At 75.2% G+C, this 14,414-nt stretch carries 15 protein-coding genes; 9 read left to right on the forward strand and 6 right to left on the reverse strand.

Annotated elements, in window-relative coordinates:
* Position 1 precedes the first annotated feature (1 nt).
* A complete protein-coding gene (locus NBH00_RS15635) occupies positions 2-721 on the reverse strand; it encodes a TetR/AcrR family transcriptional regulator (protein WP_254569524.1) in 720 nt (239 codons plus the stop codon).
* Between the two features lie 111 nt (positions 722-832).
* On the opposite strand from NBH00_RS15635, the gene NBH00_RS25295 reads away from it, so the two are divergent.
* Both NBH00_RS25295 and NBH00_RS15645 read left to right on the forward strand, forming a co-directional pair.
* Positions 833-2,311, forward strand: coding sequence for an NAD(P)/FAD-dependent oxidoreductase (locus NBH00_RS25295; protein ID WP_302182641.1), 1,479 nt, complete (start codon positions 833-835; stop codon positions 2,309-2,311).
* Positions 2,308-3,336 (forward strand): carbon-nitrogen hydrolase family protein, encoded by a 1,029-nt coding sequence (locus tag NBH00_RS15645; RefSeq protein WP_254569525.1) that lies wholly within the window; start codon positions 2,308-2,310, stop codon positions 3,334-3,336. Before NBH00_RS25295 ends, NBH00_RS15645 begins: the two co-directional genes overlap by 4 nt.
* Positions 3,337-3,364: 28 nt before the next feature.
* Here NBH00_RS15645 and NBH00_RS15650 read toward each other — a convergent pair whose 3' ends face one another.
* Together NBH00_RS15650 and NBH00_RS15655 are read right to left on the reverse strand one after the other, a co-directional pair.
* Entirely contained in the window at positions 3,365-4,303 is a 939-nt protein-coding gene (locus NBH00_RS15650) for a polysaccharide deacetylase family protein (RefSeq protein ID WP_254569526.1), read from the reverse strand.
* Positions 4,300-5,091 carry an SDR family NAD(P)-dependent oxidoreductase gene (locus NBH00_RS15655; protein ID WP_254569527.1) on the reverse strand — a complete coding sequence of 264 codons (792 nt, stop codon included), beginning with the start codon at positions 5,089-5,091 and terminating at the stop codon, positions 4,300-4,302. The genes NBH00_RS15650 and NBH00_RS15655 overlap by 4 nt, the downstream gene beginning before the upstream one ends.
* A 66-nt stretch (positions 5,092-5,157) precedes the next feature.
* Here NBH00_RS15655 and miaA point away from each other — a divergent pair, with 66 nt between their 5' ends.
* From miaA to dapD, 4 genes are read left to right on the forward strand one after another with little or no spacing between them, the layout of a single operon-like run.
* Complete coding sequence (miaA, locus tag NBH00_RS15660; RefSeq protein ID WP_254569528.1) at positions 5,158-6,051, forward strand: tRNA (adenosine(37)-N6)-dimethylallyltransferase MiaA; 894 nt, start codon at positions 5,158-5,160, stop codon at positions 6,049-6,051.
* A gap of 22 nt (positions 6,052-6,073) precedes the next feature.
* Positions 6,074-6,958, forward strand: coding sequence for an NAD(P)H-binding protein (locus NBH00_RS15665; RefSeq protein WP_254569529.1), 885 nt, complete (start codon positions 6,074-6,076; stop codon positions 6,956-6,958).
* A 24-nt stretch (positions 6,959-6,982) separates the two neighbouring features.
* A complete protein-coding gene (dapF, locus tag NBH00_RS15670) occupies positions 6,983-7,822 on the forward strand; it encodes a diaminopimelate epimerase (RefSeq protein ID WP_254569530.1) in 840 nt (279 codons plus the stop codon).
* A gap of 52 nt (positions 7,823-7,874) precedes the next feature.
* Positions 7,875-8,792 (forward strand): 2,3,4,5-tetrahydropyridine-2,6-dicarboxylate N-succinyltransferase, encoded by a 918-nt coding sequence (dapD, locus tag NBH00_RS15675; protein WP_254569531.1) that lies wholly within the window; start codon positions 7,875-7,877, stop codon positions 8,790-8,792.
* 402 nt (positions 8,793-9,194) lie between these two features.
* Here the strand turns inward: dapD and NBH00_RS15680 are convergent, their stop codons facing one another.
* The gene (locus NBH00_RS15680) at positions 9,195-10,349 is read right to left on the reverse strand and encodes a pyridoxal phosphate-dependent aminotransferase (protein ID WP_254569532.1); all 1,155 of its coding nucleotides are present in this window, start codon (positions 10,347-10,349) and stop codon (positions 9,195-9,197) included.
* Complete coding sequence (gene dapE / locus NBH00_RS15685) at positions 10,346-11,455, reverse strand: succinyl-diaminopimelate desuccinylase (protein WP_254569533.1); 1,110 nt, start codon at positions 11,453-11,455, stop codon at positions 10,346-10,348. Before dapE ends, NBH00_RS15680 begins: the two co-directional genes overlap by 4 nt.
* Before the next feature lie 67 nt (positions 11,456-11,522).
* On the opposite strand from dapE, the gene NBH00_RS15690 reads away from it, so the two are divergent.
* The gene (locus NBH00_RS15690; RefSeq protein ID WP_254569534.1) at positions 11,523-12,326 is read left to right on the forward strand and encodes a DUF429 domain-containing protein; all 804 of its coding nucleotides are present in this window, start codon (positions 11,523-11,525) and stop codon (positions 12,324-12,326) included.
* 220 nt (positions 12,327-12,546) lie between these two features.
* Here the strand turns inward: NBH00_RS15690 and NBH00_RS15695 are convergent, their stop codons facing one another.
* The gene (locus NBH00_RS15695) at positions 12,547-13,044 is read right to left on the reverse strand and encodes a hypothetical protein (protein ID WP_254569535.1); all 498 of its coding nucleotides are present in this window, start codon (positions 13,042-13,044) and stop codon (positions 12,547-12,549) included.
* Between NBH00_RS15695 and NBH00_RS15700 the strand changes: the two genes are divergently transcribed.
* Both NBH00_RS15700 and modA read left to right on the forward strand, forming a co-directional pair.
* Complete coding sequence (locus NBH00_RS15700; protein WP_254569536.1) at positions 13,045-13,668, forward strand: ferritin-like domain-containing protein; 624 nt, start codon at positions 13,045-13,047, stop codon at positions 13,666-13,668.
* A gap of 14 nt (positions 13,669-13,682) precedes the next feature.
* Complete coding sequence (gene modA, locus NBH00_RS15705) at positions 13,683-14,414, forward strand: molybdate ABC transporter substrate-binding protein (protein WP_254569537.1); 732 nt, start codon at positions 13,683-13,685, stop codon at positions 14,412-14,414.

Genomic DNA, 14,414 nt, shown 5'->3' on the forward strand with positions numbered 1-14,414 from the left:
CCTAGCCCTCGCCCTCGACCGGCGGCGGCGAGACCGTCGTCAGCAGGCGGGTGCGCGGCGCGCCGGCCGCGTCGCGGTTCGCCGGGGCGGACATGCCCCAGTTGACGATGTTGCGCGCCTGCTGGAGGGCGTCGTGGATCTCGGTCTCGCTGAGCGCGATCCCGTCGCGGCGCAGCCCGAGGGCGACGGTCCCGTTCCACGCGCCCCAGAGGAAGCGGGCGGCGAGCCGGGCGTCGAGCGGCCGGGCCTCGCCGGTGTCGATCGCCGCCTGGATCTTGCCGGCGAACTCGTCGATGAGCGCGTCGATCGCCGCGCCGAGGCGGGCCTGGGTCTCCGGGTCGACGGGGACGGCGGGGTCGGCCTCGTCGAAGGCGAGGAAGCGGAAGGCGCCCGGATGCTCGAGATGGAAGCGCAGGTACGCGTCGCCACAGGCCATGACCTGCTCGAGCGGCGTCCATTCCGGCTGGTAGGCCTGCTGCATGTAGCGCGAGAAGAACTCGACGGCCCGTTCGACGCAGGCGAGGTAGAGGCCGTCCTTGCTCGAGAAGTGCGAGTAGATGGACCCGACGGCGACGTCGGCACGGTCGGCGACGGCCTCGATCTTCACGCCGCGGTAGCCGTCCTCGGTGAAGGCGCGCTCGGCGGCGTCGAGAATGAGGGCCCGGGTGCGGGCCCGGCGGCGGGCGCCCCGGGTCGCGTTGCTCTCTGTAGTCAGGTTCATCTTTGAATCACTTTACATTTCGCTCGGGATCGTGCAAGCTCCTCCTCATCCGGGAGTGCATGTCACCGGTCGTGGCGCTGCGGGGGCCGCGCCGGGAGGGAGAGGAGACCCATGGTGGAGCAGGTGGATGTCGCCGTCGTCGGAGGCCGTCTGGCCGCGTGTGCGCTCGCCGCACCGCTGGCACGGGCGGGGCACAGGGTCGTCGCGATCGACCGCATGTCGTTCCCGTCCGACCAGCTCTCGACGCACCTGCTCATGCCGGCGGGCACGAGCGAGCTCGCGAAGCTCGGGGCGCTGCCGCGCATCATGGCGCTCAACCCGTCCCAGGTCCGCTGGCTCTTCGCCACCGCCGAGGGCTCGGAGTGCCGCGAGCGGCTGCGCCCGGCGAACGACGGCATCGACTTCGGGGTCTGCGTCCCGCGGACCCAGCAGGACCTCTGTGTCGTGGAGGCGGCCCGCGACCAGGGCGCCGAGATCCGCGAGCGCTGCACCTTCACGGAGCTGACCTGGCGCGCCGGCCGGGTGAGCGGCCTGCGGTACACCGACGCCGAGGGGGAGGAGCACGAGCTCGCCGCCAAGCTCGTCGTCGGCGCGGACGGCCGCCGGTCGAACGTCGCCGCGCAGGTCGGGGCGTGGACGCCGTACCGGCTCTCGCAGAACGGCCGCGGGCTCGTCTTCCGCTACGTCGACGACCCGCGGGCCGGCACGCGGGACGCCGAGACGTACTACGCGCTGCGCGAGGGCGAGTCGTTCGGCTTCGCCTTCCCGACGGCGCCCGCGGGCAAGCTGCTCATCCTCTTCATGGGCCACCGCGACGAGGCCACCGAGGCGCGGAAGGACCCCGAGGGGTACTGGACGCGCAAGCTCGCCGAGCACCCCCGCCTGCGCGAGCGGCTCGCCGGCGCCGACCCGTCGACGTACACGAAGCTCCGCTCGACGGGCGAGACGCCGGCGTTCTTCCGGGCGTCGTCCGGCCCGGGCTGGGCGCTCGCCGGCGACGCCTCGCACTTCAAGGACCCGGTCACCGGTCAGGGCATGCGCGACGCGATGTGGATGGGCCGCACGCTCGCCGAGCACCTGCTGCCCGTCGTGGGCGACACGACCGCGATCGACATCGCGACGCGCGAGTGGGAGGCCCATCGCGATCGCCACTGCCTGCCCGCCTATCACTTCGCGAACATGGACACACGGGTCGAGGTCCAGTCGCCGACGGTGTGCGAGCTCATCCGTGACGCCGGCCGGTCCACCGAGCCGGACATCGGCGACCTCTTCGGCCGTGCGCGGACGCTGCAGGAGATCGCCCCGCTGCCGCGGCTGGCCCGCCACGCGGTCACGGCGCTCGTCCGCGGCGAGCGGTCGCGCAGGGAGACCGTGCTCACCGCGGCGGAGGAGATCCGCACGCAGCTCGAGATCCGCCGCGAGCGCCACGCGGACCGCTTCCGCGCGACCCGGCCCGTCACCGGCTCCGACCATCCCGGCGCCTCGTGGCCGGCGCCCCCGGTGGCGATCCGCGCGCGCCGGGCCGCCGCCGCATCCGCGGCGTCCGCACCCCCCGCCGCCGCCGACGTCCGCCAGGAGATCCCCGCATGACGAAGATCGCCGTCGTCCAGCCCGCGCTCGCCCTCGCCGAGGTCGACCGCAACCTCGCGCGGGTCGAGGACCTCGTCCGGGACGCGCACCGCGAGCACGCCCCGGAGATCATCATCGTGCCGGAGGGCTGCTCGTCGCCGAACGTCTACTCCCGGCTCCTGCTGAACGGGCCCCGGCCGGTCGACGGGGCGCCGTTCCAGCTCATCACCCGCCTCGCCCGCGAGCTCGGCTGCATCGTCGGCGGCGGCTTCCTCGCCGTCCGCGGGCGGCACAGCTACGGGACCTACGTCCTCGCGGAGCCGGACGGCGCCGTCCACCTGCACGACAAGGACATCCCGACCGCCTGGGAGCAGAACTACTACAAGGGCGGAGACGACGACGGCGTCGTGGAGTCGAGCACGCTCGGCGTGAAGGTCGGCCTCATGTCCGGCTGGGAGTGGGCGCGCAACCGGACGTCCGCCCGCGTGCGGGACGGGGGCGCGCAGCTCGTCCTCGGCGGGATGTGCTGGCCCTCGTTCCCGACGAACTGGCCCGGGCCGCTGCGCACGCTCTGCCGCCACGAGCACGAGCAGTGGGTCCGCCAGGCGATGGAGCTGCCCGGGCTCGTCGCGCGGCGCACCGGCGTCGCGGTCGCCCACGCAGCGCACGTCGGCCCGATCACGGGGGAGACCCCGCTCGCGCCCGGTCTCTCATGGCCGACGGTCATGGTCGGCGGGTCCCAGATCACCGAGCGCGACGGCACGATCCTCGCGTCGCTGTCCCTCGAGGACGGCGAGGGCCACGTCGCCGCCGACGTGCAGGTCGCGCCCGCCACGCCGCTGGACGCGACCGAGGACCGCCTGTGGATCCAGGACTTCAGCCTCCTGACGAACGCCGCGTGGTACGGCATGAACGCCCACGGCAACCTCCGCTACCGCCTGCGCCACGCCCGCAAGGGGTTCGGCTGGCAGGCCTGGCCGTCCGGTGACCTGCCCGACGAGATCCCGGCGGGCGGCGCGGCCGCCGGGGCGCTCGCGACGAGCTGAGCGGCGCGGCGCGGCGCGGCGCGGCCGCTCAGCCGCCGGTCGGCTGCGGGCCCGTCCGGCCGGCGGTGCCCGCGCCGCAGCCGCGGCCCCCGAGGCGCAGCTGCGTCGCCGTCGGCGGGTCGAGCGTCAGCATCAGCGGGAGGCTCACCGCCCGCAGGTGCTTGCGCCGCACCGCGTGGAGGATCGCGGGCAGGGCGCGCACCGTCTGCCCGCGGTTGTCGTGCATGAGGATGATCGCGCCGGGCTTCAACGCGCCGATGACGTTCCGCTTGATCCCGGCATAGTTCGCGCCGAGCGAGTCGCCGGAGTCCGCCGTCCACAGGATCTGCACGAGGCCGTGCTTCTTCGCGAGGGCGTCGATCCGCGGGCTGTGTGCCCCGTACGGCGGGCGGAAGAGCTCGACCGGGCGGCCCGCCTTCTTCGCGATCGCGTGCTGGGCGTCGGCGATCTCGTGCTCCTGGGCGGACGCCCCGAGCGCCGGGAGGTTCGGGTGCGTGACCGTGTGGTCGGCGACCGTCCCGAACTGCAACTCCTTCGCGACGAGGTCCCCGAACTCGGGAAGCTTGCGGCTGACGAGGAAGAACGTCGCCCGCGCCCGGTTGCGACGCAGCCGCTTGAGGACGTAGTGCGTGTACGGGCCGGGGCCGTCGTCGAAGGTCAGGGCGACGAAGTTTTTCGTGTGGCCGCCGCAGTAGACGGGGAGCCCGGTCGCCGCGAGGCGGGCGAGCGCCGTCGACTCCTGCTCCTGGGTGATCTCCCCGCTGCGGTGGAGCACCGGGGCCGGGGGGATCGGGACGTTCGCGACCGCCGACGTGCTCGTCGTGGCCTGGGCCGTCGTGACGCCGGCGCCGCTCGGGTCCTCCTTCAGGCGGTGGACGGCCATCGCCGTCGTCCCGCCGAGGGTCGCCACCGCGCCCGCGATCAGGACGAGCTCCGAGACGGCGCGGGCGCCCTTCCCGCGGCTCACCGCTTGTCCGACTGCCCGGCCGCGATGTCCGCGCTGATCCGGTCGGCGCCGAGCCGCCGGGACACCGTCGCGCTGAGCTGCGGCGCGACCTGCGCGAAGGCGGCGCCCAGACGGAGCGACAGCGGCGCGACGTCGATCTCGGCCCGGTCGTGCACGATCGCCTTGACGACCGCGGCGGCGACGTCCTGGGGCGTGGCCGAGCCGACGCCCTTGGGGAGCACGGCGCCGCTGTCGGCGAACATCCCCGCGTCGCGGATGAAGCCCGGGAAGACGGTGGAGACGCCGACGCCGTGCGCATGCAGGTCGCCGCGCAGCCCCTGGGCGAACCCGCGCATCCCGAACTTCGACGCGCTGTAGAGCGACGAGCCCGGCGTGGCCGTCTTGCCGGCGAGCGACGAGATGAAGACGAGGTGGCCGCTCCCGCGGGCGATCATCTTCGGCGCGTAGGCGTGGGCGAGGGCGATCGGGGCGCGGAGGTTGACCTGCAGCGCGCGGTCGACCTGCTCGGGGGTGAAGTCGAGCAGCGGGCCGGACGCCGGGAGGGCGGCGTTCGCGACGACGGCGTCGACGTCCGGATGGGCGTCGACGAGGGCCTGGACCGCCTGCGGGTCGGCGAGGTCGCAGGCGACCGCCGTCCCGCCGAGCTCGGCGGCGAGCGGCTCCAAGACGTCCGTGCGGCGCCCCGTGAGGACGAGGCGGGCGCCTTCGGCGCGCAGGCGCCGGGCGATCGCGTGGCCGATCCCGCCCGTGGCGCCCGTGACGAGGACTGTGCGGCCCGAGAGCTTCATCCCCCGCAGCATACGGCGGCCTGCGGAGGCCCGGCGCCGCGCGCGAGGCCGCGATACTGCACCCCGATGCCGGCGTCCGTCCTCGCGATCTTCGGCCCCACCGGCGTGGGGAAGACCGCGCTCGCGCACGCGCTGGCCGACCGCCTGCGGGCCCGGGGCGCCCGCCCCGTCGCCGTCTCCGCCGACGCCCTGCAGGTCTACGCGGGCCTCGGGATCCTCACGGGCGCGGCCGACGCGGAGGACCGGGCGCGGCTCGAGCACCGGCTCGTGGGCGTCGTCCCGGTGACCGAGAGCTTCAGCGCCGGCGCCTACGCCGCCCGCGCCCACGCGGAGATCGACGGCCTGCTCGCCGAGGGCGCGGCGCCGATCGTCGTCGGCGGCACCGGTCTCTACCTGCGTGCCGCGCTCGCCGACCTCGCGCTGCGCCCTCCGGTCGACCCGGCGATCCGCGCGCGGTGGCAGTCCCGCCTGGAGGCCGACGGCGCGGCCGCCCTCCACGCCGAGCTTGCGGCCCGGGACCCCGAGCGGGCCGCCCGGGTGGCACCGGCCGACGCGCACCGCCTCGTCCGGGCGCTCGAGCTGCTCGACGCCGGGATCGCGCCGCCGAGCCCGGGGGAGGGCCAGCTGTGGACAACCGAGACGCGCCACCCGACGCGGCTCGTCGGCCTGACGATGGACCGCGCGGCGCTGGCGGCGGCGATCGACGCGCGCGTCGACGCGATGGTCGCTGCCGGGGCCGAGGCCGAGGTCCGCGCCGCCGACGCCGCCGGGGCCTCCGAGACGGCGCGCAAGGCGCTCGGCTTCCGCGAGCTGCTCGCCGGGGACGTCGAGGCGATGAAGACCGGCACCCGTCGCTACGCGCGCCGCCAGCTCACCTGGATGCGCAAGCTCCCCGGCGTCGAGCTCGTCGACGTCACCGGCCGCGACGCCGCGGACATCGCCGCCGCGCTGCTGCCGTGAGCGCGCGGCTACCGTAGGCGCCATGACCGCGCCCGACCAGCTCATCGGCGTCACCGGCGCCAGCGGGGCGCTCGGGGGCCGCGTCGCCGCCCGCCTCGCGACGGCCGGGGCCGCGCAGCGGCTCGTCGTCCGCGACGCCGCGCGCGCCCCGCAGCTGGGCGGCGCCGAGGTGCGCGCCGCGCCCGGCGGGTACGCGGACCACGCGGGGCTCACCGAGGCGCTCGCCGGGGTGCACACGCTGCTGCTCGTCTCGGCCGCCGAGTCCGAGACCCGCGCCGACGAGCACCGCAGCGCCGTCGCGGCCGCCGCGGCCGCCGGCGTCGCCCACGTCGTCTACCTCTCCTTCCTCGGGGCCGCGGCCGACGCGACGTTCACCCTCGCCCGCGACCACGACGCGACCGAGGCCGCGATCCGCGCGACCGGCGTCCCCTTCACCTTCCTGCGCGACTCGCTGTACGCCGACTTCGTCCCCGGGATGGTGGGGGCGGACGGCGTCCTGCGCGGTCCGGCGGGCAGCGGCCGCGTCGCCCCGGTGGCCCGCGACGACGTCGCGGACGCGGCGGCGGCCGTCCTCCTGGACCCCGCGACGCACGCGGGGGCGACCTACGACCTCACCGGCCCGGAGGCGCTGACGCTCGCCGAGGCGTGCGCGGTGATGGCGCAGTTCAGCGGCCTCCCGCTCCAGTACCACGCCGAGGAGCTGCAGGAGGCGTTCGAATCCCGGATGGGCCCGGACGTCGCGGACTTCGAGATCGACGCGTGGGTGACGAGCTACCTCGCCATCCGCGAGGGGGAGCTCGACATCGTCTCCCCGGCGGTCCGGACGCTCGCCGGCCACGAGCCGCTGGGGCTGCTCGAGGTGCTCGAGCGGCGGCCCGGCTGCCTGGACCACGTGACCGCCCGCTGAGGGCCGCTCGTAGACTCCGCGCCCATGCGCTTCGAGAAGTGGCAGGCCCTCGGGAACGACTACCTCGTGGTCGAGCGCGACCGGCTCCCGTTCCCGCTCACGCCTGCGCGCGTCGAGCGCCTCTGCCACCGGCACCTCGGCCTCGGCTCGGACGGCATCCTCGAGCTCGCCCCGGCCGACGAGCCCGGGTTCGTCGCGCGGCTGCGGATCTTCAACCCCGACGGCTCGGAGGCCGAACTGTCCGGCAACGGGGCGCGCGAGGCGATCATGTACCTGCGCCGCTCCGGCTGGACCGACCAGACGCAGTTCTCGATCCAGACGGTCGCGGGGGAGATCCGCCCGACGATCACCTCCGACACGACCTGCACGGTCGACATGGGGCGCGCCCGCCTGCAGTCGGCGGACTACCCGGACGGACCGCCCGACGGGCGCGGCGTCGTCGGGGGCCTGCGCTTCCAGCACGTCCAGGTCGGCAACCCGCAGTGCGCGATCCACGTCCCGGGCGGGGTGGAGGAGCTCGAGGCGCTCGACCTGCCCGCGATCGGGCCGGCGATCCAGCACTCGCCGCTGTTCCCGAACCGGACGAACGTGTCGTTCTTCTGCGAGCTCGAGCCCGGGGTCGTCCGCGCGCGGATCTTCGAGCGCGGGGTCGGCGAGACGATGTCGTCGGGCACCGGCGCGACGGGCGCCGCGATCGCCTACGTCCTGCGCGGGGGCGAGTCGCCCGTGCGCGTCGTCCTCGACGGCGGCGAGCTGACGGTCGACGTCGACGAGGCGCTCCACGTCGACCTCAGCGGCTGGGCGGTCCCCGTCTTCGCCGGCGAGGTCAGCCCGGAGCTCATCGCCGCGCTCGAGGCGCTGTAGCGCGGTGCCGCCGGACGGCGGCGGCCGACCCTCCGGAACTAGACTCCGGCCCATGACGCGGACCGCCACCGGGGCCGGCCTGGCCACCATCGACGAGGCGAGCGGGGTCACGCTCGACGCCTGGTTCCCGACGCCCGCGCTCGGTGACGACGAGCAGGCGCACCTCGACGTCGAGGTGACCCGCGACGAGATCCGCGGCACCCGCACCGAGCCGGTCCTCGCGCGGATCGACCTCGACGCGCCGCCGGCCGACGTCGCCGACGCCTACCTGCGCCTGCACCTGCTGAGCCACCGCCTCGTGCCGCCCCACGGCCTCAACCTCGACGGGCAGTTCGGCGTCCTGCAGAACGTCGTCTGGTCCTCGCTCGGCCCGATCCACCCGGAGTCGCTGCCGGGGGCCCGCGTGCGCGCCCGCGCCGCCGGCGTCCAGCTGTCGATCGACAGCGTCGACAAGTTCCCGCGGATGGTCGACTACGTCGTGCCCACGGGCGTGCGGATCGCCGACGCCTCGCGCGTGCGCCTCGGCGCGCACCTCGCGAGCGGGACGACCGTCATGCACGAGGGCTTCGTGAACTTCAACGCCGGGACGCTCGGCGCCTCGATGGTGGAGGGCCGCATCAGCGCCGGCGTCGTCGTCGGCGACGGCAGCGACATCGGCGGCGGCGCGTCGATCATGGGCACGCTCTCCGGCGGCGGCAGCGAGGTCATCCAGATCGGCGCCGGCTGCCTGCTCGGCGCCAACAGCGGCGTCGGCATCTCGCTCGGGGACAACTGCGTCGTCGAGGCCGGCCTCTACGTCACCGCCGGCGCCCCGGTCGGGCTGCCGGACCTCAGCGTCGTCAAGGCCCGCGACCTCTCCGGCCGCGACGGCCTGCTCTTCCGCCGCAACGCGCGCACCGGCGCGATCGAGGCCGTGCCGCGCGTCGGCACCTGGGGCGAGCTCAACGCCGCCCTGCACGCGAACGACTAGATGTAGGGCCGGAGCCGGGCTGTTCAGGCGGCTGGAGTGCGGGCGTCCCGGCGCGAGTGCGACCGGGGTGGTCGGGGTCGGGCGCCTACGGCGGGCGGTGACGGGGAGGCGGGAGCCGGTGGTCTGCGCCGGCGCGAGGTGTGACCTCCCAGTCCGACTCAGCCCGCATCAGCGGACACACCTCGTCTCGGAGGACCGTGCTGCGAGATGCCGCCATCGCATGCATCTCGCAGCAAGGTCCCCCGAAGCGCCCGACCAGACGGCCACATCCGCACGACCGAGACGCCCGTCCGCCGTAACCAGCCGCCGTGAAGGCCGCATCCCGTCACCGGCTTCCGCGGAAACACCACACCGCGTCGCACTTCTGCGGAAACGGGAGCCGAGGCAGAGCGGCCGCGGCCCTCAGACGGGCGCCGGCGGCGTCCACGCCCGCAGGCGCTCGGCGGCGACGGCGCAGCGCTCGAGCGTCGGGACGAGCGCGACCCGCACGTACCCCTCGCCCGCGGGCCCGAAGAACGCCCCCGGCGCGACGACGAGCCCTTGCTCGAGCAGGGCGAGCGCGAAGGCCTCGCTCGAGGTCCAGCCCGCGGGCAGCGCGAGCCAGAGGAAGAACGTCGCGTCGCCGCCCGCGGGCCGCAGCCCGGCGGCGAGCAGGGCGGGGAGGAGGACGTCGCGCTTGGCGCGGTAGACCTCGCGGACCGCGACGACGTGATCCTCGTCGCCCCACGCGGCGACGGCGGCGCGCTGGACGAACTCCTGCGGCGCGACGCCGACGTTCGGCCGGTAGCGCTTCAGCGCCCCGATGAGATGCGGGTCGCCGGCGGCGAACCCGGACCGCAGCCCGGGCATCGAGGAGCGCTTGGAGAGCGTGTTGACGACGACGACGTTCGTCAGGTCGGCGAGCTGGAGGGCGCTCTGCGGGAGGGCCCCGGTGAACGACAGCTCGCTGTAGGCCTCGTCGCTCGCGAGGACGAACCCGCGCTCCCGCGCGAGCGCGGCGGCCTGCTCGTAGAAGGCGACGTCGGCGGTCGCCGCCGTGGGGTTGTTCGGGTAGTTCAGCCACAACAGGGCGAGGCCGTCGGGCAGGGCGCCGAGGTCGGGGAGAAAGCCGCGCCCGGCGGTCAGCGGCAGCTCGACGACCTCACGGTCCGCGAAGAGGGCGCCGCGCTCGGCGACGGGATAGCCCGGCGTCGTCACCGCGACCTTCCCGGGCCCGAGCACCTGGACGAGGCCGAAGATGAGCTCCTTGGAGCCGAGCGTCGGGACGATCTGCGTCGCCGGGTCGAGCGCCGCGCCGAAGCGGCGGGCGGCCCAGGCGGCGACGGCCTCGCGCAGTTCGGGGAGCCCCTCGGCGAGCGGGTAGGGCGACTGGGGCGTGATCGCGGCGGCGAGCGCCTCGCGGATGAACGCGGGCGCGGGCTCGCGCGGCTCGCCGACGCCGAAGTCGATGACGTCCACGCCCTCCTCGCGGAGCCTGCGGGCGGCCTGGGTCAGCCGGACGAACGGGTACGTCCTCAGGCCCTCGAGGACCGGGCTCAGCGGGACGCCCGCCGTCATGCGGAGAGGAACGCGTCGAGCGTCCGCGCGCAGGTGACGAGGGCGGCGACGGCGATGCGCTCGTCGCGCTGGTGGGCGTGCTTCGGCGCGCCGGGGCCGAAGTTCACGGCGCTCATACCGACGGCGGTGAACTCGGCGACGGGGGTCCACGCCTGCTTCGGTGCGACGGGCAGGTCGCCGCAGCCGATGAGGCGCTGCACGAGCGGGTCCGCGACGCAGACGGCGCCGGAGGGGGCGTTCGAGGTGATGTCGAGGCTCTCGCCGTCGGCGCCGCACAGCGCGTGCAGCCGAGCCTCGGCGTCCGCGGCGGACGTCCCCGGCGCGTAGCGGTGGTTCACGTGCGCCCGGACCTCGTCGGGGATGACGTTCTGGGCGATCCCACCGGCGATCTGCGTCACCGAGACGACCTCGGTGAAGGTCAGCCCGTCGAAGACGTGCTCGATCGGCGGGGCCGCCTCCGTCAGCCGCGTGATGCCGCGGGCGGCGCGCTCGATCGCGTTGTCGGCGTGCCAGGGACGGGCCGAGTGGCCCGAGCGGCCCCGGAACGTCCACGTCGCGTTGATGTTGCCCAGGCAGCCGGCGTGGATCGTGTTCTCCGTCGGCTCCATCATGAGGACGAGGTCGGCGTCACGCAGGCCGGGCTCGCGGCCGAGCAGCGGCGTGAGCGCCGACTCGGCGACGGCGAGCTCCTCGCGGCCGAAGAGGCAGAGGCCGAGGCGCGCGGTCGGCGGGGCGCTGCGAGGGTCGTCGTCGGCGGCGAGGGCGAGCGCGACCTCCATCGCGACGGCGACGGCGCCGAGCATGTCGGCCGTGCCGAGCCCGTGCACGTGCGTCGCGTCGCGGGAGCCCGGGATGTTGCCCTGGGCGGGCACGGTGTCGAAGTGCCCGCCGAGCAGGACAAGCGGGCCGTCCGCCGCCCCCACGGGGTCGGCGAGGACGCACGTGTCCCCGGCGTCGCGGGCGGGGACGCCACCGGCCTGCAGGACACCGAGCGCGTGGGCGGCGAGCTCGTCCTCGGCCCGTGACTCCGACGGGATGTCGACGAGCTCGAGGGTCCGGGCGGCCAGGCGCTCGCCCAGCTCCGCGTCACTCAGGTGCTGGAACACGGGCCGGAGGCTATCGCTCGGCGTCGCCCCACCGACGCTCCGGGCGCGTACTATTCTGGCCGCGAGCATGCGCTACTGCGGCATCGACGTCTCGGCCCGCCCGGGCAACCAGCAGCTCGTCACGCTCCACGAACGGCGCGGCTCGGACGGCGACCGGGAGCTCGTGTCGACGTTCTACGAGCCCGGGACGCCGGAGGACGTAGCCCGCACCGTCCTCGGCTTCGGCGGTGAGGCGGTCGTCGCGATCGACGCGCCGAGCGGCCCGCGCCTGGACCTGCTGGCGCCCGGCCGGCCGCTGCGCGACGAGCTCGGGCTGCCGGAGGGCCGCTACGAGCGCCATCGCGTCTGCGACGCGCTCCTCTTCCGGCGCTCGCTGCCGTTGTACCCGGTCCCGGCCGTCGGCCAGCAGCTCAGCGCGTGGGAGCGCTGGATCGAGGTCGGCTTCCGCATCTTCGAGCTCCTCGCGCCGCTCGGCCTCTACCGGCCCGAACGCGCCCCCGGCTCCGTCATGGCCCCGGTCGGGGACGGCGCGATGCGCTTCGGCCGCGTCGTCGAGACCTACCCCGACGCGATCTTCTGCGCGCTCCTCGGGCACCGCCCCTCCCCGAAGCGCACGCCCTGGGGCCTGCAGCAGCGGATCGCCGCGCTGAAGCTCCGGCACGTCGTCGACGCCGACGGCGGCCTCTGGCACCGCACGCTCGACGAGCTCGACGCGTGCGCCGCGGCGTACGCGGCGTACACGCTCGTGAACGGGCTCGGCTCGTGGGTGGGGGACCCCCGCGAGGGCGTCATCCTGCTGCCGGTCCCGGAGCTCGAGGACAAGTACCTCAAGCTGCCGCCGCCCGGGCGGCACGCGCTCGTGGCGCCGTAGCGCCGCGTCGGTCTGCGGCCCTCGCGGGCCCGGGGGAGCAGTCGCGCGCCCAGCTGGCCGACCGTGGTCGCGGTTCAGCGGCCACGCTCTGCCACGCACGCCCGGTGGCGACGCTGGTCCACCGAACGTCGATCCTCACCGGCCAGAGCGGGGGATGATCGACGTTCGACGGCCGGGAGCACCAGGAGCCTCGGCCGACGGTCCCGCCCGGCGGTGGCCCTCAGCCGCCGCGTACCGGCGTGAGCCGCAGCGCGTAGGGGAAGTCGCCGAAGCTCACGTTGACCCACAGGCGCCCGTCGAGGCGGACGGTCGTCGTGCCGGTGCGCTTCGCGGCCCGGGCGAGCCGCACGACCCCGGGGCCGTCGGCCTGGTCCTGCTGCGGCGCGGCGTAGGCGACGAACGCCGTCTGCCCGGCGAACGTCTGCCGCGGGTCCTCGGGGTCGGCCTGCTCGAAGCGGACCGTGTACCGGCCGTGGAAGACGTACGGGCCGTGCGCCTCCGGTGAGCCCGGGCCGCTGACGAGGACCTCGCCCCGCTGCTTGGGCGCGCGGACGAGCGACATCGTCGCGCCGGGCCCGCGCGGGGCGCCGCCCGCCGCGCCGGAGGACGCCCCGGCGGCCGGCGACGTCGTGTGGCCCTCGTCACATCCGCTCGCGCCAACCGCGGCGAGAAGTCCGACGACGGCGGCCGCGCTCGTATACGTTCTTAGGCAATGCATATGCACGAGGGGGACGAGCATACCTTCGACCGCGGGCGCTTCCTGCGGCTCGGCGCGGCGACGGTCGCCGGGGCCGGGCTCATCGGGGTGCCGGCCGCCCGCGCGGCGCCGCCCACGCCGGCGCCCGTCGGGGACGACGTCGCGTACGTCCAGTTCGCGGCGACCGCCGAGCTCGTGAGCGTCAGCCTCGGCGCGGCGCTCACGGCGAGCAGGGCGTTCACCGCGGCCGAGCGGCGGACCCTCACCGCGCTGCGGGACGGCGACAAGCAGCACCTCGCGCGGCTGGCCGCCGTCCTCGGCCCCGATGCCCCGCAGTACGGCGACTTCCACATCAGGCTGCCGAAGGCCTCGGCGCTGAACCTCCGCGCGTCCCTGCTGAGGCAGGCCACCGGGCTCGCCGAGCTCGTCGCCGGCGTCTACTGCAGCGGGGTCGGGGACGTGGCGGACGCGGGGACGCGGACGCTGCTCGGGCGCCTGCTGTGGTCCGAGGCGCAGCACCTCTCGGCCCTCCGCCTGCTGGCGGGGAAGCCCGCCATCGCGTCGGGCCTGCCCGGCCCCGTCTCCCTCGACGACGCGACGCCCCGCCTCGACACCTTCCTCGGCGACGCCGAGCCGCCCGCCTGACCCCTGGAGCCACCATGAACCGCACCCTCGCCATCACCGCCGTCACCACCGCGATCGCCGCGGCCGCGCCCGCGAGCGCCTCGGCCTTCAACGTCTATGCGGCCTCATCGCTGAGCAACGCCTTCCCGGCCCTGACCGGCTCGCCGAAGTACAACTTCGGCGGCTCCAACACGCTGCAGACCCAGATCGAGAAAGGCGCGCCGGCGGACGTCTTCGCGTCCGCCTCGCCGACCGAGGCGCAGGCGCTCTACGCCGAGGGCCGCTGCACCCGCCCGGTGACCCTCGCGACGAACACGCTCGTGCTGCTCGTTCCCTCGTCGAATCCGGGCCGCCTCTCGTCGGTTTACACCCTCCGCTCGGGTGGCAAGCGGCTCTCGATCGGGAACGCCGGCGTGCCGATCGGCGTCTACACCCGCAAGCTCCTCGCCCGGCTGCACCTCTCGTCGATCCTGAAGAGCAACACCGTGAGCCAGGAGTCGAACGTGAGCCAGGTGACATCGAAGGTCGCGCTCGGCTCGGCCGACGCCGGCTTCGTCTACAAGACCGACGCGCTCGCGGGCGGCGACCGCGTCCGGGCCCTCACGCTGCCGCGCTACGCCCAGCCGCCGGTGCGCTACCAGATGTGCGCCGTGATCCGCGACGGCGCGAACACGACCGCCGCGCAGTCCTTCATCAACCGCGTCGTCTCGAAGACCGGGCGGGCGACGCTGCGCCGGTTCGGCTTCGGGCTGCCGCCGAAGGGCTAG

The sequence above is a fragment of the Paraconexibacter antarcticus genome, assembly GCF_024220175.1.
Classification (GTDB): Bacteria; Actinomycetota; Thermoleophilia; order Solirubrobacterales; family Solirubrobacteraceae; genus Paraconexibacter; species Paraconexibacter antarcticus.